General features: G+C 69.6%; 17 protein-coding genes. 13 read left to right on the plus strand and 4 right to left on the minus strand.

All coding sequences use genetic code 11. The features are described 5' to 3' along the window. The first annotated feature begins 995 nt into the window (after positions 1-995). Entirely contained in the window at positions 996-2,669 is a 1,674-nt protein-coding gene (locus AB0B82_RS32925; protein ID WP_360177652.1) for a BTAD domain-containing putative transcriptional regulator, read from the plus strand. Positions 2,670-2,817: 148 nt separating this feature from the next. Here AB0B82_RS32925 and AB0B82_RS32930 read toward each other — a convergent pair whose 3' ends face one another. Then, positions 2,818-3,480, minus strand: a complete 663-nt coding sequence (locus AB0B82_RS32930; RefSeq protein ID WP_360177610.1) for a class I SAM-dependent methyltransferase — start codon at positions 3,478-3,480, stop codon at positions 2,818-2,820. Positions 3,481-3,590: 110 nt separating this feature from the next. Here AB0B82_RS32930 and AB0B82_RS32935 point away from each other — a divergent pair, with 110 nt between their 5' ends. From AB0B82_RS32935 to AB0B82_RS32945, 3 genes are read left to right on the plus strand one after another with little or no spacing between them, the layout of a single operon-like run. Continuing rightward, complete coding sequence (locus AB0B82_RS32935; RefSeq protein WP_008356322.1) at positions 3,591-3,692, plus strand: AURKAIP1/COX24 domain-containing protein; 102 nt, start codon at positions 3,591-3,593, stop codon at positions 3,690-3,692. Between the two features lie 38 nt (positions 3,693-3,730). After that, positions 3,731-4,738 (plus strand): NAD-dependent epimerase/dehydratase family protein, encoded by a 1,008-nt coding sequence (locus AB0B82_RS32940; protein WP_360177613.1) that lies wholly within the window; start codon positions 3,731-3,733, stop codon positions 4,736-4,738. Next, a complete protein-coding gene (locus AB0B82_RS32945) occupies positions 4,731-5,834 on the plus strand; it encodes a lysophospholipid acyltransferase family protein (RefSeq protein WP_360177616.1) in 1,104 nt (367 codons plus the stop codon). Before AB0B82_RS32940 ends, AB0B82_RS32945 begins: the two co-directional genes overlap by 8 nt. Before the next feature lie 96 nt (positions 5,835-5,930). Here the strand turns inward: AB0B82_RS32945 and AB0B82_RS32950 are convergent, their stop codons facing one another. Both AB0B82_RS32950 and AB0B82_RS32955 read right to left on the minus strand, forming a co-directional pair. After that, the gene (locus AB0B82_RS32950; protein WP_360177619.1) at positions 5,931-6,830 is read right to left on the minus strand and encodes a DUF5667 domain-containing protein; all 900 of its coding nucleotides are present in this window, start codon (positions 6,828-6,830) and stop codon (positions 5,931-5,933) included. A gap of 448 nt (positions 6,831-7,278) precedes the next feature. Next, complete coding sequence (locus tag AB0B82_RS32955; protein ID WP_360177622.1) at positions 7,279-7,821, minus strand: sigma-70 family RNA polymerase sigma factor; 543 nt, start codon at positions 7,819-7,821, stop codon at positions 7,279-7,281. A 384-nt stretch (positions 7,822-8,205) separates the two neighbouring features. Here AB0B82_RS32955 and AB0B82_RS32960 point away from each other — a divergent pair, with 384 nt between their 5' ends. The 9 genes from AB0B82_RS32960 (at position 8,206) to AB0B82_RS33000 (ending at position 18,505) form a co-directional block, all read left to right on the plus strand. Next, on the plus strand, positions 8,206-9,654 hold the full coding sequence (locus AB0B82_RS32960) for an AMP-binding protein (protein WP_360177624.1): 1,449 nt from the start codon (positions 8,206-8,208) through the stop codon (positions 9,652-9,654). Further along, positions 9,651-9,887 (plus strand): glutaredoxin family protein, encoded by a 237-nt coding sequence (locus AB0B82_RS32965; RefSeq protein ID WP_360177626.1) that lies wholly within the window; start codon positions 9,651-9,653, stop codon positions 9,885-9,887. The genes AB0B82_RS32960 and AB0B82_RS32965 overlap by 4 nt, the downstream gene beginning before the upstream one ends. A 111-nt stretch (positions 9,888-9,998) precedes the next feature. Next, a complete protein-coding gene (locus AB0B82_RS32970; RefSeq protein WP_360177629.1) occupies positions 9,999-10,754 on the plus strand; it encodes a redox-sensing transcriptional repressor Rex in 756 nt (251 codons plus the stop codon). A 76-nt stretch (positions 10,755-10,830) separates the two neighbouring features. Beyond that, entirely contained in the window at positions 10,831-12,108 is a 1,278-nt protein-coding gene (locus AB0B82_RS32975; RefSeq protein WP_360177632.1) for a glutamyl-tRNA reductase, read from the plus strand. After that, positions 12,105-12,986: a hydroxymethylbilane synthase gene (hemC, locus tag AB0B82_RS32980; protein WP_360177634.1), complete on the plus strand. Its 882-nt coding sequence runs from the start codon at positions 12,105-12,107 to the stop codon at positions 12,984-12,986. The genes AB0B82_RS32975 and hemC overlap by 4 nt, the downstream gene beginning before the upstream one ends. A gap of 152 nt (positions 12,987-13,138) precedes the next feature. Then, a complete protein-coding gene (locus AB0B82_RS32985; protein ID WP_360177637.1) occupies positions 13,139-14,791 on the plus strand; it encodes a uroporphyrinogen-III synthase in 1,653 nt (550 codons plus the stop codon). Positions 14,792-14,815: 24 nt separating this feature from the next. After that, positions 14,816-15,781 carry a porphobilinogen synthase gene (gene hemB / locus AB0B82_RS32990; protein WP_360177640.1) on the plus strand — a complete coding sequence of 322 codons (966 nt, stop codon included), beginning with the start codon at positions 14,816-14,818 and terminating at the stop codon, positions 15,779-15,781. Between the two features lie 147 nt (positions 15,782-15,928). Further along, complete coding sequence (locus AB0B82_RS32995; protein ID WP_360177642.1) at positions 15,929-16,255, plus strand: CU044_2847 family protein; 327 nt, start codon at positions 15,929-15,931, stop codon at positions 16,253-16,255. A gap of 3 nt (positions 16,256-16,258) precedes the next feature. Continuing rightward, positions 16,259-18,505, plus strand: coding sequence for a CHAT domain-containing protein (locus AB0B82_RS33000; RefSeq protein ID WP_360177645.1), 2,247 nt, complete (start codon positions 16,259-16,261; stop codon positions 18,503-18,505). A 622-nt stretch (positions 18,506-19,127) separates the two neighbouring features. Here AB0B82_RS33000 and AB0B82_RS33005 read toward each other — a convergent pair. After that, positions 19,128-21,308: a DUF222 domain-containing protein gene (locus tag AB0B82_RS33005; protein ID WP_360177649.1), complete on the minus strand. Its 2,181-nt coding sequence runs from the start codon at positions 21,306-21,308 to the stop codon at positions 19,128-19,130. Positions 21,309-21,819: the final 511 nt, after the last annotated feature.

Here is a 21,819-nt window from a genome sequence, read left to right on the forward strand (position 1 = left end):
GGGTCTTCATGTGAGCTCCTTCGTTGCGTTTCCTCCACCCTCGGTCGGGTACGGCGGGCGCGGTAGCGGAGCGTTCATCATGGGAGCGCCGCTCGGCGAGGGCAACACGGTGGGTGAACCCACCGTGGGCCGGAAGCCCGGAAGCCCTTACGGCCACGCCGCACCACCACGCACCACGCCACCAGGCACCGCACCACCAGGGAACCAACGCCCCAGGTGTAAGCTGCGGTCCGCGGCCATCGCCACGTCATCCGTGTTCCACACAAACCCGGCCTGATCACGCGGTGGCCGCCCCACGTCCCGCCGCCACGCCGAACATCACGAAGTCCGGCTGTCGTACTAGATGATCGATGCACGGCCCGAAGGTGTGCACGCTCGACAGTTAGTGTGGTGCGGGGTGGGTGTGTTCGGTGTCTGATTCACGCTCAGCTGTGGCCCCTGGCACGGGAGACCTCCTGTCGACCTGACACGCGCCACACGCCACACGCCCGAGCGTCCTCGGCACCATCACCGCCTAGGACCACCGAATCCAGACCAGGCCGTGCATCAATCATCTAGGAGAGTTTTCCGCACGACACTGGAGGGTTTTGCCCGTCATACGGGGGACAACCCTCCATAGATGCGGCTCCAACAACCCCACGCGCCTCGCCCCTCGCTCCACGCCGACCCCCCTCGCCCCTCACTCCACGCTCCACGCTCCACGCCCTCGCCCCACGCTCCACGCCGACACCCCACGCCCTCACCACCCCGGCCATCCCGCCCGCCGACGGTCAGCGACCACCCTCCTCCAGCAACACCCCCGACCCACGCATCGGTCAGAAGACCTGGATAGGCGCTGGTTGAGCGCTACGGTGGCCGGGTGGAGTTCGGGGTGCTCGGACCGGTGGAGGCATGGGACGCCGGGGCCGGCGTGCGGCGTGCGGCGTGCCGTCGATCTGAAGGGACCCCGGCATCGGGCGGTCCTGGCGCGGCTGATCGTTGCCCATGGGCGGGTGGTGCCGGCTCGGGTGCTGGTGGACGATCTGTGGATCGATCCGCCGCCCGGTGCATTGAGCGCGCTGCGGACGTTCGTGGCCGCGCTGCGGCGGGCGATCGAGCCGGACCGGGCGCCGCGCCAACCCGCCCGGCTGCTGGTGACATCCGGTCCCGGCTACGCGTTGAAGACGCAGAACGTCGACGCCTGGCGGTTCGAGGCCGTTCTCAGCGCTGTGCTTCCTCCGGAGGAGCGGTTGCGTGAGTTGTCGGCGGGGCTGGCGCTGTGGCGCGGACCGGCGTACGCCGAGTTCCTGGACGAACCGTGGGCGCTGGCCGAACGGTCCCGGCTGACCGAACTGCGTCTGCAGGCCGTCGAGCGAGTCGCGGAGGCGCGGCTGGAGCTCGGACGCGCGGCCGAGGCGGTACCGGATCTCGACGCGCACGTGACCGAGCACCCGTGGCGCGAGGACGCGTGGCGGCTGCTCGCGCTCGCGTTGTACCGGAGCGAGCGACAGGGGGACGCGCTCGCCGTACTGCGGCGCGCCCGGGAGACCCTGGTGGGTCAGCTCGGCATCGACCCGGGTCCCGCGCTGAACCGTCTCGAGAGCGACATCCTCAACCGGGCGGCGCAGCTGACGCCGGCGGGAACGGTCTGGGCGGAGACAGCCGCGGCGTACGACCGCGTCGTCGGCGGGACGCGCGCCCGGATCGAATCGACCGTCGGACTGCTGCGCAACCTCGCCGTCACGGGCGGCGGCGGGCTGGAGGCGGCTCGTCGGCATCGGCTGGCCGCGATCACCGCGGCCGAGGAACTCGGCGACCCCGATCTCACCGCGCGCGTCATCGGCGCGTACGACGTACCGGCGATCTGGACACGCTCCGACGACGAGGCACAGGCTGCGGCGATCGTGGCGGCCGCGGAACGGGTCCTGCCGACGCAGGATCATCCGGCGATCCGGGCGCGGCTGCTCGCCACGATTGCGGTGGAATCGCGCGGTTCCAGGTCCTCGCGGCCGCGCGAGGCGGCGGTGGAGGCGGAACAGTTGGCGCGTGGTCTCGACGACCCGGCGCTGCTGGCGTTCGCGTTGAACGGTGTCTTCATGCAGACCTGCTACCGGGCCGGACTCGCGCCGCAACGGGATGCGATCGGTGCGGAGCTGGTCGCGCTGTCGCAGCGGCACGACCTCTTTACCTACGAGGTTCTGGGGCATCTGATTCGATTGCAGTCCGCGTGCGCGCGGGCTGACCACACAGCTGCCGACGACCACGCCGCCGCTGCCGATGCACTGGCCGCCCGGCATGAGCTGCCCCTGGTTGCAGTCTTCACCAGGTGGTACGGCGCACTGCGTGACGACACCCCGGATTCCTACCGCGCGGCAGCCGCTCTCCTCGACGGCGCGGGCATGCCAGGATTGAGCGACGGCCTTCTCCCATTGGCGTTGGCCGCGCACGCCGTCCGCCACGGCGACCCCGTCCCGCAGGCGGACTACGGCCCGCACACTCCCTGGGTCTTCGGCGCCCCGAACCCGCCGCCCGGCCTGTTGCTGGAGGCCTACTGGGCCCTCACCGCCCATAACACCACGGACCCCGCCCTCCGCGCCGAAGCCCAAGCAGCCCTCAAGCCCGCTGCAGCCGAACACGCCGCCGGCAGCGGCATCCTCACCCTCGGCCCCATCGCCGCCTATGTGGACTAGAGCGCGGACGCGGGGGGTGGCGTGGCAGGGTTCCTAACGACAGGATGTAGTCGCCTGCCGCCGGCTTACCGGGCGGTACCTGAGCGTGCGGCTGGCAGTGGTCGGCGTAGACGTCCTGTCCGTTGGTACCTCCGGCCGAACTTCCGACTCAGGATGGTTTGCGGGCGCGGAAGGCGAGGGCGTGGGGGATGTCGTGGCCGGCGGGTTCGTCGAAGTGTTCGAGGGTGAGGCCGCTGGCGAGGATCGCGTTGAGGTACTCGGCGAGAGTGAGGTGGGACATGCCGATCCGCCGGCGGATGCCGTCCTCGGCCCACCACGGCAGGTCGGTGTGCCAGCCCGACTGCCGGTACGTCGGGTGCACGGTCCGGCGGCCGTCCTTCTCGTAGACCACGTGGGGACCGTTGAAACACGGATGCACGCCGTACACCACCAGCACGCCGCCCGGCCGCAGTACCCGGGCCGCCTCGTGCAGGACGGCGCCGAAGTCGTCGACATCGGTCGAGATCCACAGCGAGATCGCGGTGTCGAACGACCCGTCGGCGAACGGCAGGACGGCGGCGTCGCCATGCAGCAGCGGACCGTCGGTGCGGTTGCGGGCCCGGCCGAGTTGATCGATCGAGTAGTCCAGGCCGATCGGGATGCGCCCGCTGGCGCGGATCGTGCCGAAGTTCCGGCCGGTGCCGCAGCCGATGTCCAGGCACGGCCCGGATCCGGCGCCGAGCAGCTCCAGCAGGCCGGGTTGATGCGGCTCCGCGTCGTCCACGAACCGCTCGTCGTACCACTGCGCCAAACCGTCGTACCGAGCCCGCACGGAACCTCCCCAGGTCTGCGTCGAGCCTACCTGTGCAGCCTGCTTTAGGTCGGGGAAGCGACCTCCGGGTAAGCTTTGCCGACGTTCACTTTGAGTTTGGATGGTCCACAGTGGGTTCCGTAATCAAGAAGCGCCGTAAGCGGATGGCGAAGAAGAAGCACCGTAAGCTGCTGAAGAAGACGCGGGTGCAGCGCCGCAAGCTCGGTAAGTAAGCAATTTCTGCCGCGCCCGGTCCGGCTGGGGGTAGCTCGTGGCACAGGTGGTGATGGTGACCGGCGTCTCGCGGGACGCCGGTGCTCGCTGTGCCCGCAGGTTGGCCGAGGACTCCTCGATCGGCACCGTGCTCGGTGTCGACGTGGTTCCGCCGCGCGCGGAGCTCGGCCGGGTCCGGTTCGTCCGGGCCGACATCCGGAACCCGGTGATCGCCAAGGTGATCGCCGCCCACGGTGTGGACACGGTCGTGCACACCGGTGTCGTGGCCACCCCCGGCAGCGCCGGCGGCCGGTCGTCGATGAAGGAGATCAACGTCATCGGCACCATGCAGCTTCTCGCCGCGTGCCAGAAGGCGCCCGGGGTGGCGAAGCTGGTGGTCAAGTCGTCGACCACGGTGTACGGCGCGGGCCCCCGCGATCCGGCGATGTTCACCGAGGAGATGGCGCCGCGGGCGATCCACCATCACGGCCTGAGCAAGGACGCGGTCGAGGTCGAGGGGTACGTGCGCGGCTTCGCCCGGCGCCGCCCGGACGTCTGCGTCAGCACGCTCCGGATGGCGAACTGGATCGGTCCGCGCACCGATTCCCCGATCACGCGGTACTTCTCGCTGCCCGTCGTCCCGACCGTGATCGGGTATGACGCGCGCCTGCAGTTCCTGCACGAGGACGACGGCGTCGCGGCGATCCACCACGCGACCGTCAACGACCTGCCCGGGACCTACAACCTGGCCGGCGACGGCATCATGGCGCTGTCGCAGGCGATCCGCCGGCTCGGCCGGCCCGCGCTGCGGCTGCCCTCGTTCACCGCGTCGAGTACGGCGGCGGTCGTCCGGCGGGCCCGGCTCGCGGACTTCTCGCCCGACCAGATCACGTTCCTCACCTACGGGCGGGGCGTGGACACGACCCGGATGCGGACCGAGTTCGGGTTCGACCCGAAGTACACGACCGCAGAGGCCTTCGAGGACTTCCGCCGGTCGCTCGGCCCTGGCGCGGTGACTCGGGCCTCGGGTCTGCTGACCGCGGGACTGGGAGCTCTCCGTGGCTGACGCGGACGTGATCCCGATCGGCTCCGGCGGCCGCCCGGGCCGCGGCAGCGGGCGCCGTACGACGCCGTCGGCCGCAGCTCGTGCTTTGGCAGGCGATGCGGGTCGGGCCAAGAAGAGCCGTAATCGCGCGAGCGACGCGTCGACCGACCGTCCGGGCGCCGAAGGCGATCCCGGCGTCGAGGCGCCGGCCACCGAGGAACGGCCCGCCGAGGCTCCGTTCGATTTCGCCGGTCTGGAGCGCGCGGTGCGCAGCCTGTTCGGCGAGGACGGTGAGCGCCGGGTCGCGGAGTGGCTCGCGTTCCTGCGCCGCCGATTGACAGGAGACTACGAGCTCGACGAGTTCGGGTACGACCGCGACCTGTCCGACCAGGTGCTCCTGCCACTGCTGCGGCCGATGGTGGAGAAGTGGTTCCGGGTCGAGGTCCGCGGCATCGAGAACATCCCTACCGACGGCAGCGCGCTGATCGTCGCGAACCACTCCGGCACGATGCCGCTGGACGGGCTGGTCACGCAGGTGGTCGTTGCCGATCACACCGGCCGGCCGCTGCGGACCCTCGCCGCCGACCTCGTCTTCCAGACCCCGTTCGTCGGTGAGCTGTCCCGCAAGGGCGGTGCCACGCTGGCGAACAACGACGACGCCGAGCGGCTGCTCCGCCAGGGCAACCTGGTCGGCGTCTGGCCGGAAGGCTTCAAGGGCCTCGGCAAGCCGTTCGCCGAGCGATACAAGCTGCAGCGCTTCGGGCGCGGCGGCTTCGTCAGCGCGGCGATGCGGACCGGCGTACCGATCGTGCCGTGCTCGATCGTGGGCGCCGAGGAGATCTATCCGCTGGTCGGCAACATCGCCTCACTGGCGCGGCTGCTCGGCGTGCCGTACATCCCGATCACGCCGTTCTTCCCGTTGCTCGGGCCGCTCGGGCTGATCCCGCTGCCGTCGAAGTGGCTGATCGAGTTCGGCGAACCGATCCGCACCGACGAGTTCCCCGAAGGGGCCGCGGACGACCCGATGCTGGTCTTCAACGTCACCGACCAGGTCCGCGAGACCATTCAGCAGACGCTCTACACGTTGCTCATGCAGCGCCGCAGCGTCTTCTTCTGAGCCGTTCGCCAGGCAGATCGTCCCTGGCAAGCAGCAGCCCCGGTCACCGAACACGTGACCGGGGCTGCTGTCAGGTCTCCTGCCTGCGCCAGGCGGCTACTTCCACGGCGGGAGCAGCGTCTGGATGATGCCGGGCAGGTTGATCAGCGGTGTCGTCGGGAACGGCCACGGCCAGGAAGGCACAGAAGGCGTGGTCGACGTGGGCAGTGACGGCAGCACCGTGGGCGTCGCAATCGGCGAGCTCGACGACGACGGGAGCGGTGGCGTCTTCAGATCGGTCGGGGGAGCGGTGGACTCACCGACGATCGTGGTGTTGGGCACCTTGGTCGGGGTCGTGCTGGGTTGCTGCGTGGCCGAACCGACCGGGGTCGGGATCGTCGTCGACGCCTTCGGCGTTGCCGCGGACTGCACCGGTTTGGTGGTGTCCGAACCCGTCCCGGGCGTGGTGCGGCCCGGCTGGTTGTTGCTGTTGTGGTTCGTCCCGGTGGTGGCTGCCGGCGTGGCCGGCTTCGGGACTCCGCACTTCGGGCAGGCCGCGTGGGTCAGCCCCTGCAACTGCTCGATCGTGGCCAATGCCTCGACGCCGGACTTCAGGGACTCCGGCGGGAGACTCGGCGTCGCCGCCACCAAAGCCTGGCGGGCGCTGGTGAGGAACGCCGTGATCACGGTGATCGAGCTCTCGTCACCGGTCTGCTGGTACGACGCGAGCAGCCGGGACACGCCCTTGCGGGCCTGTGCCGAGAAGTCGTCCAAGGTCGCGTTGATGGTGTCCGCGGAACCGCCGTTGCCGGTCAGCTCACGGACTTCGGACAGTCTGGTCTTCGCATGCTCGAGATCGCGCCGGCCGCGGGAGTCGTCGCCGACGCCCACATTGGTGGCCACGTTCTCGATGCTGCGCTTCATGCCGTACAACGTGTCGCCGGGCATCGCCTGCTGGGCGGCGGCAGCGGAACCGATGCCACCTCCGAGCAGCACCAGCGCGGCGGTGCTGGCCACCAGCCGGATCCTCCGGCCTTGGCGGCGACGGATATCTGTCACGGACGCGCCAACGTCCTCGCTCCCCGGCGGGTCGTCCGAGTCGTCTGGTGCGGTGTGCACCGTCAACGGAGTCGCAGTGGTTGCCGCCCGCGCCGCCGCCTGCTCCAACAGGCGGTGCCGCAGCTCGGCGCTGAACTCCGGTCGCGGTGCAACTGCGCCGGCGGTCCTCAGCCGTCCGACGAGCTCCACTGCTTCCAGTAACTCGGGGTCATCGCCCAGTCGCGTGGAGTGACGGGGCCCGTGATCGACGGCGTGCGCGAATGCCTCCGCGCGCGCTCGAGCCCTGTGTAGGTCACTCATGAGTTCTCGTTCTCCTCAATGGCCAGTCGGGGTCACCGACAGGTCCTCACCAGGCAAACGAGGTAACTCCCTGACGGGTTACGAAAGACGTTCGTTGTCATCCGCCTCATCTCAAGTCCTTGGGGATAACCTTCGCCAAGTGCCGGACGGCTCTCAGCTGGAGCTGTTTGACGGCGCCTTCGGATTTCTCCAGCGCCCGGGCCGTCTCGGCGATCGACAGCCCGGCGAAGAATCGCATCGTCAGGCAGTCGCGCTGCTCGTCGGGCAGGCCGGCGACCGCGTCCCGGAGTACCTCCGCGGTGGCCGCGGCCAGCACGTCGATCTCCGGTCCCTCGGTCTGCCGGTCGTGGGTCTCGATCTCGTCGGTGACCACTTCGAGCCGGACCCGGCCGGACTTGTAGTGGTCGGTGATCAAGTTCCGGGCGATCGTCACCAGCCAGGCGCCGAAGTCCCGGCCCTGCCAGCGGAACGAGTCCAGTGCGCGCAGCGCCCGCACGAACGTCTCGCTGGTCAGGTCCTCGGCGAGTGCCGACGACGACACCCGGGCGTAGATGTAGCGATAGACGGTGAGCGAGTACTCGTCGTACAGCTCACCGAAGGCACCGACGTCCCCGGCCTGGGCGCGATCGACGAGCTCCGCACGTCGCATCCCGTCCGGGCTTGGTTCCGGCGTGGTCAAGTGTTCTCCCCGTTCAACTGACACGTCGTTCGACACATCCGCGAATGGCCACAGTGACTGGAACAGCACGGAACGTTACTGATCGAACACGTGCTGTCAACAGGCTGGGGCGTGCCGCCTTCCGTCCGATGGTCACGAATGCGCCAGCGGACTGCGTCCGTGGACGGAGCAGCCTGCTGTCGGGGGTGTTGCATCGCGCATGAGGTCCCCGCGCGAACGGGATTCTGCAGTGTGAGGTTCGACAGAAGTCCGCTCGCGAAGTCACCTGTATATCGGTGGTCACGCTCTGCTGCAACCATTCCGCCGAAAGATGGTTGCTCCCGGCGTGGATCCCGGTCGTGGCAGACTCGCCTGGTGAACGTGAACTTCGCGGACATTCTTCGTGACACAGCGCAACGTCACGGCGAGCGTCCCGCGCTGGTCGACGGGGATCGGCGGCTGACCTGGAGCGAGCTCGACCGGGCCGTCGACCGGACCGCGCAGGGCCTCGCCGCGGCCGGCCTTGTGCCCGGCTACCGGGTCCTGCTGCTGGTTGCCAACAGCATCGAGTTCGTCACGTCCTACCTGGGCATTCTCCGGGCCGGCCTGGTCGCCGTACCGCTGAACACCGGCCTCACCCGGGCCGAGCTGGCGACCGTCGCGGAGCATTCCGGGGCCCGCCTCGCGGTCGCCGGACCGGGCCTCGCGGACCGTTTCGAGGGCCTCCCGGCGGTGTCGCCGGACCAGCTCGAAGGTGACGCTCCGTTACTGCCGCCGATCGACCCCGAGACGCTCGCGGTGCTGCTCTACACCTCCGGGACGAGCGGCGATCCGCGCGCCGCGATGCTCACTCATCGCGCATTGATCGCAAACGTGCGCAACCTGAGCGAGCTCGGCGAGGACCGGATGGGGCCCGACGACGTGGTCCTCGGCGTGCTGCCGATGTTCCATGCCTTCGGTCTGAACGCGGTGCTCGGCTGGGCCGTTGCGACCGGTGCGACGGTTGTCGTGCAGGAGCGGTTCGACCCCGAGGAGACGCTCGGCCTGATCCGCTCGTGCGGCGTCACCCGGCTGCCGCTGGCGCCGCCGGCGCTGCATGCCCTGCTGGCCCGGTCCGATCTGCGCGATGCGTTGCAGACGGTCAAAGTGGTCCTGACCGGTGCCTCCACCTTGGATCCGTCGCTTGCGGCCCGCTTCGAGGAGGCCACCGGGTTACGCGTCCACCAGGGGTACGGCCTGACCGAGGCGTCCCCGGGTGTCACCACGACCTTGGGGGAGACCGCTCCGAAGCCCGGCTCGGTCGGGCGTCCGCTGCCGAACGTCGAGGTGCGGATCGCCGACGAGCAGGGTGAAGACATGGAGGGCGACGACCCCGGCGAGATCTTGATCCGCGGCGGCAACCTGTTCTCCGGGTACTGGCCGGACGGCGTGGACGGCCCGGACGCGGACGGTTGGTACCGGACCGGTGACGTCGGGTTCCTGGACGCCGACGGTGACCTGTTCCTGGTGGACCGGTTGCGCGAGCTGATCATCGTGTCCGGGTTCAACGTCTTCCCGAGCGAGGTGGAAGAGGTGCTGGTCGGTGCGCCGGGAGTCCGCGAGGCGGCGGTCATCGGCGTACCGTCCGAGGAGACCGGCGAGGCCGTGAAGGCGTTCGTCGTACCGTTGCCGGACGCATCGGTCGACGTGGCGGCGGTCCGCGAGTACGCCGAGAGCCGGCTGGCGCGATTCAAGTGCCCGGTCGAGATCGAGGTGGTGGACAGCCTGCCGCACTCGGTCACCGGGAAGGTGGCCAAGGGCCGGCTGCGAGAGGTGGATCGATGAGCAGGGTCGTGCTGTACGGCAAACCGGGGTGTCATCTGTGCGACGACGCGCGGGAGATCGTCCGCGCGGTCTGTGCCGAACTGGGCGAGGAATGGACCGAGGTCGACATCACCCAGGACGATGCGCTGTTCACGCAGTACGGCGAACAGATCCCGGTCACCTTCGTGGACGGCCGGCAACACGACTTCTGGCGAGTCGATCCAGCCCGGTTGCGAAAGGCCCTGGCCGGCTAGCACTGTTTGCTAGCTCACTCCCGCCGATTTTGTTCTCACGTTCACAAGCTCCTAGAGTAAGAGTGCCAGCGGCCGTCAGACCGCGGTGAACCAACCGCTCCCAGGAGAATTGTGACGCGTGCCAGCAGCCGTCGCCCCGGCCCGCCGACGAGAACCGAACGCGGCATCCCCGAGGCAACTGTCGCGCGCTTGCCGGTCTACCTGCGGGCCCTGACCGCCCTGTCGGACAGCGGGATCGCCACCGCGTCGAGCGAGGACCTGGCGACCGCCGCCGGCGTCAACTCGGCCAAGCTGCGCAAGGACCTGTCCTACCTGGGCTCCTACGGCACCCGCGGCGTCGGCTACGACGTCGAGTACCTGCGGTACCAGATCGCCCGCGAGATCGGCGTCACCCAGGACTGGGCCGTGGTCATCGTCGGGATCGGAAATCTGGGGCACGCGCTGGCCAACTACTCCGGTTTCGGGACCCGCGGATTCCGGATCGTCGCGCTGCTGGACGCGGATCCGAACCTGATCGGTGAGCGGGTCGGCGACATGGAGATCCGGGACTTCGCCGAGCTGGAGGACATCGTCGAGGCCGACCGGGTCTCGATCGGCGTCATCACCACGCCCGCCGGTCCGGCGCAGGAGGTGTGCGACCGGCTGGTCGCCGCCGGCGTCACCAGCATCCTGAACTTCGCGCCGGTGGTGCTGTCCGTGCCCGACGGTGTCGACATCCGCAAGGTGGACCTCTCGATCGAGTTGCAGATCCTGGCGTACCACGAACAACGAAAGTCCGGAGAGGCGGCGCTCCCGCAGGTGCCCGAACTACCAGCGATGAACGGTCTGACGGATCTCCCGAGCGTCGGGGGAGGCGTCGGCGCGTGAACGAGCGTAGCGAGGGCACCATTCAGCACAGCGTGATTCGTGCCGCATCGGCGCCCGGAGCAAAGCGAGGACCTCGATGAGCTACCTCGTGGTCGGCATCAGTCACCGTTCTGCCGCGATCGACGTGCTGGAGCGGGTCGCGCTCGACGCGGAGGCGGCGACCAAGCTGGCGCTGGCGGTCGGCAACTCCGCGGCCGTTGCCGAGTCGGCGGTGCTTGCCACCTGCAACCGCACCGAGGTGTACGCGACCGTCGACCGGTTCCACGCCGGCATGGACGAGGTCACCGCCATCCTGTCCGACATCACCGGCGTACCGCTGCTGGATCTGGCCGAGCACCTGTACGTGCACTTCGAGGAAGGCGCTGTCGCGCACCTGTTCCAGGTCGCGGTCGGGCTGGACTCGATGGTCGTCGGGGAGAGCCAGATCCTCGGCCAGGTGAAGGAGACGCTGCGCGTCGGCCAGGACCTGGAAACCATCGGCACCGATCTGAATGCCCTGTTCCAGCACGCGTTGCGGGTCGGCAAGCGGGCCCGCACGGAGACCGGGATCGACTCGGCCGGCCGTTCGGTCGTGTCCGCCGGACTGGAGGCGGTCGGCGGCTTCGAGGGTCGCCGGGCGCTGATCGTCGGCGCCGGATCGATGGCCTCGCTGGCCGCGCAGACGCTGGCGAACGGCGGCGCGCGCAGCGTGACCGTTGCCAACCGCAACTACGACCGTGCGGTCGCCCTCGCGGACCGGGTCGGCGGTACGGCGATCCGCCTGGCCGACGTACCGGCCGCGCTGCACGACGCCGACCTGGTCGTGTCGTGCACCGGCGCGCGCGGCGCCGTACTGACCGAGGACATGATTCGCACCGCCGCGGACGGTCGTCCGTTCGGGGTGCTGGATGTCGCCCTGCCGCGGGACGTGGAGCCGGGCGCGGCCCGGCTTCCGGGCGTCACGCTGATCACGCTGGCCGACCTGGTCGGGACGTCGGGCGGCAGCCAGTCCGACATCGACGAGGTACGCCGGATCGTCGGCGAGGAAACCGGTGCGTTCGAGGCGACCCGCCGGGCCGCGTCGGTGGCGCCGACCGTGGTCGCGCTCCGGGCGATGGCGAGTTCACTGGTCGAGGCGGAGCTGACGCGGCTCGAGCGCCGGCTGCCCGGTCTCGGTGAGCACGAGCGGCACGAGGTCGAGCGGACCATCCGCCGCGTCGTCGACAAGGTGCTGCACAACCCGACGGTCCGCGTGAAGGAGCTCGGCGGCGACCCGGGCGGACCGACGTACGCCGACGCGCTGCGGCAACTGTTCGCACTCGACCAGGCGACGGTGGACGCCGTGACCACGCCGAAGGGCGGTGAGCAGGCATGATCCGCCTCGGTACTCGTCGTTCGAAGCTGGCGACGGCCCAGTCGACCCTGGTCGCCGATCAGTTGCGCGCGCTCGGGCACGAGGTCGAGCTGGTACTGATCACCACCACCGGCGACGTCAACCGCGCGCCGATCGAGCAGATCGGCGGCACCGGCATCTTTGTCAGCGCCCTGCGTGATGCGCTGCTGGCCGGCGAGATCGACATCGCCGTGCACTCGTTGAAGGACCTGCCGACGACACCGGTCGACGAGCTGACCCTCGGCGCGATCCCGGTCCGTGAGGACCCGCGCGACGTTCTCGTCGCCCGGGACGGCCTGACGCTCGGCGAGCTGCCGCGCGGCGCGCTGATCGGCACCGGCGCGGCCCGGCGGGTCGCGCAGCTCGACGCTCTCGGCCTCGGCCTGGAGTGCACCGGTATCCGCGGCAACGTGGACACCCGGATCGGCATGGTCACCGACGGCAAATTGGACGCGGTGGTCCTTGCCCGGGCAGGCTTGTCCCGCCTGGGCCGGCTCGCCGAGGTGACCGAGACCCTGGACCCGATCCAGGTGCTGCCCGCCCCTGGGCAGGGTGCGCTGGCGATCGAGTGCCGTGCGGACGACACGGACATCCTGGCGGCGCTGGCTCCGCTGGACGACCCGGCCACCCGCGCGGCGGTGACGGCGGAACGACAACTGCTGGCGACGCTCGAGGCGGGCTGCACGGCTCCGGTCGGCGCGCTCGCCGAGGTGGTCGAGGGTGAGGACGGCACCGAGTTGTGGCTGCGGGGCGCGCTCGGCCAGTCCGACGGCGTCCGGCGGCTCTCGGCGAACGGGCCGGTGGACGACCCGGTGTCCCTCGGCAAGGCGCTGGCGAACGAGTTGCTGGAGCGAACATGACACCGGCACAGGGAACGAGCACCGCGGCGCACCAGAAGGCCCGTGCGAAGGGGCAGAAGGTGAGCCAGAAGTCGGCGCCGAAGACGGCGCAGACAACGGCGCCGGCAACGGCCCACAGGACGAGCAGGAAAACGACGAGGGCGAAGGCAGACGTGAGCGCGAAGACAGCCGCCACCGCGGCACCTCAGAAGGCCGCGACCAGTACCGCCAAGCAGACGAAACCGCTCGGCCACGTGACATTCGTCGGCGTCGGCCCCGGTGACCCGGCGCTGCTGACACTGGCCGGCCGGGAGGTCCTCGCCACTGCCGACGCGGTGGTTGTCGAGGGCCCCGAACACAACGCCTTCCTCGGCTTCTGCAGGCCCGATGTCGAGGTCGTCGACGGTTCCGGCGCGGAGGGCAGCCGCGCGCTGCGGGTCGCCGCCCGCGCCCGGCTGGTGGTGAAGACCGCCAAGTCCGCGGCGAACGTGGTCCGGCTGCTGAACGGCGATCCGTTCACGTTCTCCAGCGGCGCCGAGGAGGCGGCCGCGTGCCGCAAGGCCGGCATCGCGTTCAACGTCATCCCGGGCGTGAGCGAGGTGAGCGCGGTCCCGACGTACGCCGGGATCCCGCTGACCCTGAAGAACGACCGCGAGGTCACCGTCGTCGATCTCGCCGAGAACAAGGTCGACCTGACCCGCCTGCAGCCGAAGCAGACCCTTGTGCTGCTGAACGCCGTGGACGTACTGAAGGAGACCGTCGCCGCGCTGATCGAGGCCGGTTTCGACGCCGCCACCCCGGTCGCGGCGACCGTCGGCGGCACCACGACCGCGCAGACCAGCGTGGTCGGCACCCTGGAGACCATCGTCGCCGACCTGCGCGCGGCGAAGATCACCGGCGAGGCCCGCGACGCCGTGGTCGTGGTCGGCTCGGTCGTCGAGCAGCGGGACGCACTGTCCTGGTTCGAGACCAAGCCGCTGTTCGGCTGGCGGATCCTGGTCCCGCGGACCAAGGACCAGGCCGGCCCGCTGATGGACCGCCTGCGCCGGTACGGCGCGATGCCGGAAGAGGTCCCGACCATCTCGGTCGAGCCGCCGCGCAACCCGCAGCAGATGGACAAGGCGATCCGCGGCCTGGTCGAGGGACGCTACGAATGGGTCGCGTTCACCTCGGTCAACGCGGTGAAGGCGGTCCGGGAGAAGTTCGACGAGTACGGGCTGGACGCGCGCGCGTTCTCCGGGCTGAAGATCGCGGCGGTCGGCGACAAGACCGCCGAGGCGATCGGTGCCTGGGGCATCCGTCCGGACCTGGTCCCGTCCGGTGAGCAGTCGGCCGCCGGCCTGGTCGAGGACTGGCCGCCGTTCGACGAGGTGCTGGACCCGATCAACCGGGTGTTCCTGCCGCGTGCGGACATCGCCACCGAGACGTTGGTTGCCGGGCTCACCGATCTCGGCTGGGAGGTCGACGACGTGACGGCGTACCGCACCGTCCGGGCCGCCCCGCCGCCCGCGCCGACCCGCGAGGCGATCAAGTCCGGCAAGTTCGACGCGGTCGTGTTCACCTCGTCCTCGACGGTGCGGAACCTGGTCGGGATCGCCGGCAAGCCGCACGCGTCCACCGTGATCGCGGTGATCGGCCCGGCCACGCTGAAGACCGCCGAGGAGCACGGCCTGCGGGTCGACGCGATGGCCGAGACGCCGTCCGTCGAGGAGCTCGCCGATGCCCTCGCCCGGTTCGGTGCAGACCGACGTGACACCATGGTGGAGGCCGGAGAGCCGGTCACCCGTCCGTCCGAGCGGCGCCCGGGTTCTCGTCGAAAGAGCTGAATCGTGTCTGGTGGGTTCCCGGAAGTGAGGCCGCGCCGGCTCCGGTCGTCGGCGGCGATCCGCAGGCTGGTCGCGGAGACCACGCTCGAGCCGCGGCAGCTGATCCTGCCGATGTTTGTCCGCGAGGACGCCCGCGAACCGATCGCGATCGCCTCGATGCCGGGCGTCGTCCAGCACACCCGCGACACCGCCCGCAAGGCGGTCGCGGAGGCGGCGCAGCTCGGGTTGGGCGGCGTCATGCTGTTCGGCGTACCGTCGTCGAAGGACGAGGTCGGTTCGGGTGCTGTGGACCCTGAGGGCATCCTCAACGTGGCGATCCGGGACGCCGTCTCCGAGGTCGGCGACTCGCTGCTGGTGATGTCGGACCTGTGCCTCGACGAGTTCACCTCGCACGGGCACTGCGGCGTCCTCGACTCCGCCGGTCGGGTGGACAACGACGCGACCCTGAAGATCTACGCCGAGATGGGCGTCGCGCAGGCCGCCGCCGGCGCGCACGTCGTCGGCCCGTCCGGGATGATGGACGGTCAGGTCGGCGTGATCCGTACGGCGCTCGACGCGGCCGGCTTCACCGACACCGTGATCCTCGCGTACGCCGTCAAGTACGCGTCGGCGTTCTTCGGCCCGTTCCGCGAGGCCGTCGACTCGTCCCTCACCGGCGACCGCAAGACCTACCAGCAGGACAACGCGAACGCCCGCGACGCGATCCGCGAAGTCGATCTCGACATCGCCGAGGGCGCCGACATCGTGATGGTGAAACCGGCCCTGGCGTACCTCGACATCATCCGCCAGGTCCGCGACCACGTGCACGTCCCGGTCGCGGCGTACAACATCTCCGGCGAGTACGCGATGGTCGAAGCCGCCGCCGCCAACGGCTGGATCGACCGCGAACCCGCCATCCTCGAAACCCTCACCGCCATCCGCCGCGCCGGCGCCGACACCATCCTCACCTACTGGGCCACCGAGGTCGCCCAGCTCCTCGCCCGCCGGTAACGCCCGCGCTGGTAACGCCCGCCCGCCGGTGTACGGCGCGGTGATCGGCCGGAAGGTCGTGGGGTCACCCAGCGAATCGGTTGATTGGCTGTAGGTGATGGTGTTGCGCGGGGTGACGTGCCATCGTGGTGCGTGGGGGTGGGGCTGATGAAACGGCTTGTCGAGTTTCCGATGGACCAGGGCGGGACGGTCCTGATCGAAGTGGATGAGGCCGGCCCGGTGATGCGGGGCATCGGTAAGGACCGGGCGGCTCTGGTCGAGCAGGCGGACCGGACCTTCGAGGATGCGACGTCGGTCGTGGTACCGGCCGCGCACAGCCTGATCGGACGATTGCGGTTGATGGACGACCCACCTGACGAGGTCGGGATCGAGTTCGGGTTGCAGCTGAGCGCACAGACCGGGGCATTCATCGCGTCGGCCGCGGCGCAGGCGAACTTCACCATCAGTGTGACCTGGCGCCGACGCGAGGCATGAACTATGCCGGGGTTGCTCAACTTCGACCTGGCCGTCGACCCCCACGGCGACGGCTTCCGCGCCCGCGTGCTCTCCTCACCCGCCGGTGAGGCAGAGAACGTCTTCGCCTTCCCGTTCACCGAGCAGGACCTGGAGATCCTGATCCTCCGGGTCATCGGCTCGGTCGGTCGCGCCCGCCGTCGACTTCGCCGCTTCGAATCCGCGGAACGCCGGCTGGTCGAGGACTTCGGCGGGCAGCTCTTCCAGGCCGTCTTCGCAGGCTCCGTCCGTACCTGCTTCGAGCGTAGCGTCACGGCCGCCGAAGCCGCCGACGTCGGCCTCCGCATCCGGCTGCACCTGGCGCCTGCCGTCCAGAACGCTCCGTGGGAGTACCTGCACGACCGCGAATACGGTTTCCTGAGCCTGTCCCCGGAGACCCCGGTAGTACGGTACGTGCCGATTCCGAAACCGGTACGCCCGCTGCCGGTCCGCCCACCGTTGCGGATCCTCGCGATGATCGCGGCGCCCACCGATGTCCAACGCCTGCAGCACGAGGAAGAGTGGCAGAAGCTCCGCTCATCCCTCGGTGACCTGATCGATCGTGGCATGGTTCAGCTCGACCGCTTGCCGGTCGGGTCGCTAGCCGCGCTCCAACGTCCACTGCGGACAGCCGATTACCACGTCCTGCACTTCGTCGGCCATGGGCTGTACGACGAGACGGTGCAGGACGGAGCGCTCGTCCTCGAGGACGACAACGGGCAGTCCAGACTTGTCACGGGTCGCGATCTCGGCATCATGCTCCGGGGCAGCCGGTCCTTGCGGCTGGTGGTTCTGAACGCGTGCGAAGGTGCACGGAGTGCCGTCGACGATCCGTTCGGCGGGGTGGCGCAGGCGCTGGTACGGCAGGGCCTGCCGGCGGTGATCGCGATGCAGTTCGAGATCTCTGACCCGGCAGCGCTGCTGTTCAGCCAGTCCTTCTACCAAGCGGTGGCCGACCTGCTGCCGGCCGACGTGGCGATGGTCGAGGCCCGTCGTGCCATCTTCGCCGCCGACAACGAAGTCGAATGGGCGACTCCCGTCATCTATCTCCGCGCGCCCGACGGCTGCATCTTCGCCGAAGTCCCACCCGAGCCGGCCGTCGAGGAAGCCAGCCGCGAAGGACTCGCACAGCGTGCGGCGGAGCGACGGCAAGCGGAGCAGGCGGAGCGGGAGAAGGCGGAGCGGGAGCAGGCGGAGCGGCAGAAGGCGGAGCGGGAGGCGCTTGCACGTCGGGCGGCGGAGCAGCGGGAGCTTGAAGCGGCGCAGCAGCGGGAGCGTGAAGCTGCGTTGCAGCGGCAGGAAGCTGCGCGGCGGGAGGAAGCTGCGCGGCAGGAGGAAATGGCGCGGCGGGAGGAAGTGGCGCGGCGGGAGGAAGTGGCGCGGCGGGAGCGTGCGGAGGCGGAGCGGCGTCAGCACGAGGAGGCGCTTCGGGAGCAGGAGCGGACGGAGTGGCGTCGTCGGGTCGAGGCATGGCACGAGGCGGCCGAGAGTGCCCTCAAGGAGCGGCGGTGGGACGACGCGGTCGCCGTACTGGAACGGCTGACGGAGGCCGGGGACAGCAGTCCAGAAACTGTTCAGCGGCTGACTTTCGCGCGCGCTCAGCAGGAGCGGGACCGGCTGATTTCCGAGCTACGGGGGTTGTACTCGGCCGAACGGTGGGCCGAAGTACTGGCGGTGAGTGAACACCTTGCCCGACTCGGCGCAGCGACCAAGGAAACGGACCGCCTGGCCATGTCGGCCAGGACCAAGCTGGAGAAGGCGACGCGTGCACGCGCACGTGAGGAGGCGCAAGCGTCCGGGCGTCCGGTCGTCGCCGAGCTGCCGGCGCGCTTCGTCGCGCGGTTGGTTGACCTGGGCATCTATTTGATTCCGTTCATCGCGCTGGCGCCCCCCAACACAGGCGAAACCAGCACGGAGCTGACGGCCAGGGACTCGTGGTGGCTGGGCGGGGTGGTGCTGACGATCGCGGTCTACGAGGTCGTACTCACCGCGCTGCTGGGCGGAACCCTCGGAAAGCGCCTCCTGCGACTGCGCGTGGTACGCGCTGTCGACGGTGCGCCGATCGGGTGGCGCGAGTCGTTGCTGCGCTGGTTCATCCAGTTCCTCGCCTGGTGTACGTGTATCGGCCCCGTAGTCCTCTACGTCTCGCCGTTCTGGGACAAATCCGCCCGCCACCAAGGCTGGCACGACCGAGTCGCCGGCACCGCAGTCGTCAAACTCCCACCCCGCTAGCCCGCCACAGCCGCGATCCACCGAGCGGATAGGCCGAACCGGCGTAGGCCGCGCGGTACGCCAAGGGCTGCAGCACTTGCCCCGCGGTAGGCCGTCGAATTCGGCCAGATGAATGCAAGCCTGACGAGCTCACTTGAGGTGCGCCGCGGGACAGGACATGCGGGACAGGGCATGCGGGACAGGGCATGCGGGACAGGGCGGACCGAGTCGGCGGACCGAGTCGGGATATCTGTTGCGGCGGGGCTGAGCTGGCGCAAACCGACGTGCGGCGCGCGTGACGGAGCGGACGAATTGCTGCGGAGTGGCGTCCGGGTTGCGCCGAGCAGGTATAAGCCGACGTGCAGCAGCCTCTCGCGGCGCGGACAGAGTGGGGGCAGACGATACGAGGTCCACCGAGCGCGCTAACGCCGATCTGAGGTACGCCTGATGGTGCGGACCGCGGACGGGCGCGCGACACGAGTTCCGCCGAGCTGAGGCACGCGAGATCGGATGCACTGGACGGCGTGCACCGGACGGTGTGCATCGGGACGGGTGCGCTCACTCAAGGGCACGTGCTGGGGAGATCTCGACGCCCCGCCTGCTCGACTTTTCGCCCAGCGCCGGGTGCGTGATGTGCACGGCCTCAGCTGGCGTCTGCGGTGGTGTCGTTCCAGGGGTCGAACGGTGGCGAGATGTTCGTCGAGCCCGGTAGACCCACAGCGGGCGCGTCGGATTCGTCGTCGCCCCACGGATCGAGTGGAGGCGCCGCGATTGTCAGCGTCGGTGGTGGGTCCTCGTCGCCCCATACGTTCGTTGCGCGGGGTGGTGCGGCCTCCGGGGTCGTTCGGGGGAGTGAGTCGTCGCCCCACACGTTGGTCGCGCGTGACGGCTCAGCGTTGGGGGTGGTTCGAGGCTGGGCGGGCTCATCGCCCCAGATGTCGGCTGGATGCGGTGGCGTGCCAAGTGAGCCGGTGGTGTCGCGAACCGCGGGTGGTGCATCTTCACCCCAGACGTTGAGTGCGGTGCCGAGTGCTCCTGCGTTGTCGCCGCGGGTAGAAGCGTTGGGTGGGTCGTCGTCGCCCCACACGTTCGCGCGCGTCGGTGCGCCCTCGGGAGTGGACCGAGGCGGTGGATCGTCGTCGCCCCAGATGTTTGGCGGGGGTTGGTGTGACTCGGTGCGAGCTGGCGTGTTGGTGCCCGTGGTATCTCGGGTGGGCGTGGCGGGGCGTCCCCAGAAGAGGGGTGCGGGTTGAGGGGTGCAGGGTGTGCAGGGTGTGCAGGGTGTGCAGGGTGTGCAGGGTGTGCAGGGTGTGCAGGGTGTGGTGGGTGGAGGTGCCGGTGGGCGGTACGTATTGGGTGGGGTGCAGGTGGGAGTCATCCAGGCGGGGCGGGTGACGTGGACTTCGCCGTCGAGGATGCGGATCTGCCAGTGGCCGCTGTGGAGGTCGATGTGGTGCCGACTGCAGAGCAGGGCGAGGTTCGAGACGGCGGTGATACCGCCGTCGATCCAGGAGATGAGGTGATGAGCTTCGCAGTCGATCGGTGGTGCTCCGCAGACCACGCAGCCTTTGTCGCGGGCATTGAGGGCGCGGCGCATCGGGCGGGTGACGAGGCGTTGGCTGGTTCCTACGTCGAGGGGTTGGGACTTCGACCCGAGGACAATAGGTAGTACCTCCGCGTCGCAGGCGAGGCGGCGTACGGTCGCGGCCGAGAGGTTGTCGCCGAACATCATCGCGCCGGTCGCGTTCGCGGTCGCTTCGCGGAGTGCGTTGAAGTCGATCGTGATGCTGATGTGAGGCTTCGGGCCGTGACCGGGTACGGCGTCTCGTGCAACGGCGGCATCCGATCTTGTGCCCGATGCGGCATCCCCAGTGTTCGCCCCAGTGTTCGCCCCGGTGTTCGCCCCGGTGTTCGCCTCGGGGTTCGACGCGGTGTTCGCCTCGGGGTTCGACGCGGTGTTCGGCGCGGTGTTCGCCCCGGTGCCTGTCGTGGTGTCCGGCAGGGGGAGTGGGGCGGCGTTGCGCGTGTCAGCATCGGCGTGGGCGTGGGCGGCGGCCGGTCGGATGGCGGGGGCGGTGGCGGCGTTGAGGAGGGCGGTGAGCGCGTCCGCCTGGCGCTTGGAGTGCGGGCGCGGATCCGGTTGACCGTCGAACGTCTTGTGGGGGCGGGCCTGGGCGTGGATGAGGGTGCGGAGGAGTTCGGCGTTCTCGTTGGCGAGGTATCCCTGGAAACTCACGCCGCGGTCGGCCGGCTTCAAGGTCAGGGACTCGCGGGCGTACGCGGACTTCTCGTCCGGCTCGGGACCGTCGGGGTCGAGGATGTCCTTGATGACGCGGCCGGCGCGGCGCAGCTCTGACGGGGTGTGGGTTGCCGCCAGGCCGATCAACTCGTCCTCGGCCACGGCGAGGTTCTCCTGCGGGACGGTGGGCGGCATACGGTCCAGCACGTCGAGGATCGTCGCTGCTTGCGCCGGGTTGAGCTGCCGGCCGTTCGACGTACGCGAATCGTCCGGATCCGCTGTCGAGGCACCGAACGGGACGGCGGGGTCGGGGAGGGCGGCGCTGGTGGTCGCGTACTTCGCCAGGCGGTTGGCGGTGCGGACGTCGCGTCGGGTCTGGGCGAGGTCCTGGAGGAAACGACCCGAGAGGAGCCGGGCAGTGTCGCCGGCGCCGAGGTCCTTCGCGTAGCCGGACTGATCCATGCCCGCGATCAGCTGCAGCCGCAGGGTTTCGAGGCGATTCTGCTCAGCGACAACCGCGTCGAGAGTGGACAGCTTCTCGCTGTCACTCATCGACCAGACCGGTCGCGCGCCGAGGATTTCCATACCGACAACTCTAGAGACCCCCTCCGACAGTTTCTGATCCCAGAGCCCTTGCAGCCAAGGAAATTCCGTGAAATCTTGCTGCCGGCAGCCGAGCTCAGAGAGTATTAGTTGCCTAAGGCAACAAATACCTGCTGGCTCCTGTCCACAGGCGTTTCCAGTGATGGTCGGTGCTGCTCAGCGGCAACTCCGCCTTGAACGGTTACCGCAGGCGGCACAGCTGCCGCAGTGCACGCTCTCCTCATCCGGGTAGGAAAGGATCGTCCGGCATTGGGTTTGTGCACTCCCCGACACCGACACCGGCGTGGTTGTCGGCGGGCTGTCGTGCGGGCGGTACGGCGCGGACCGCCGCGACCCACCGGCGTACGAGGCGCCGCCGCGCGCCCCGGCGTACCAGGAGCCGCCTCGTTGGGGGCTGTTAGCCTCGGGATTTCACGTGGTTGGGGTTGTGTTCGGCGCGTAACGCACGGAAGTGCCTGTCTGGTGGGGGATTCTTGGCTTGTCGAAGGTCAAG

It is taken from the genome of Kribbella sp. NPDC048915 (genome assembly GCF_040649595.1).
GTDB lineage: Bacteria > Actinomycetota > Actinomycetes > Propionibacteriales > Kribbellaceae > Kribbella.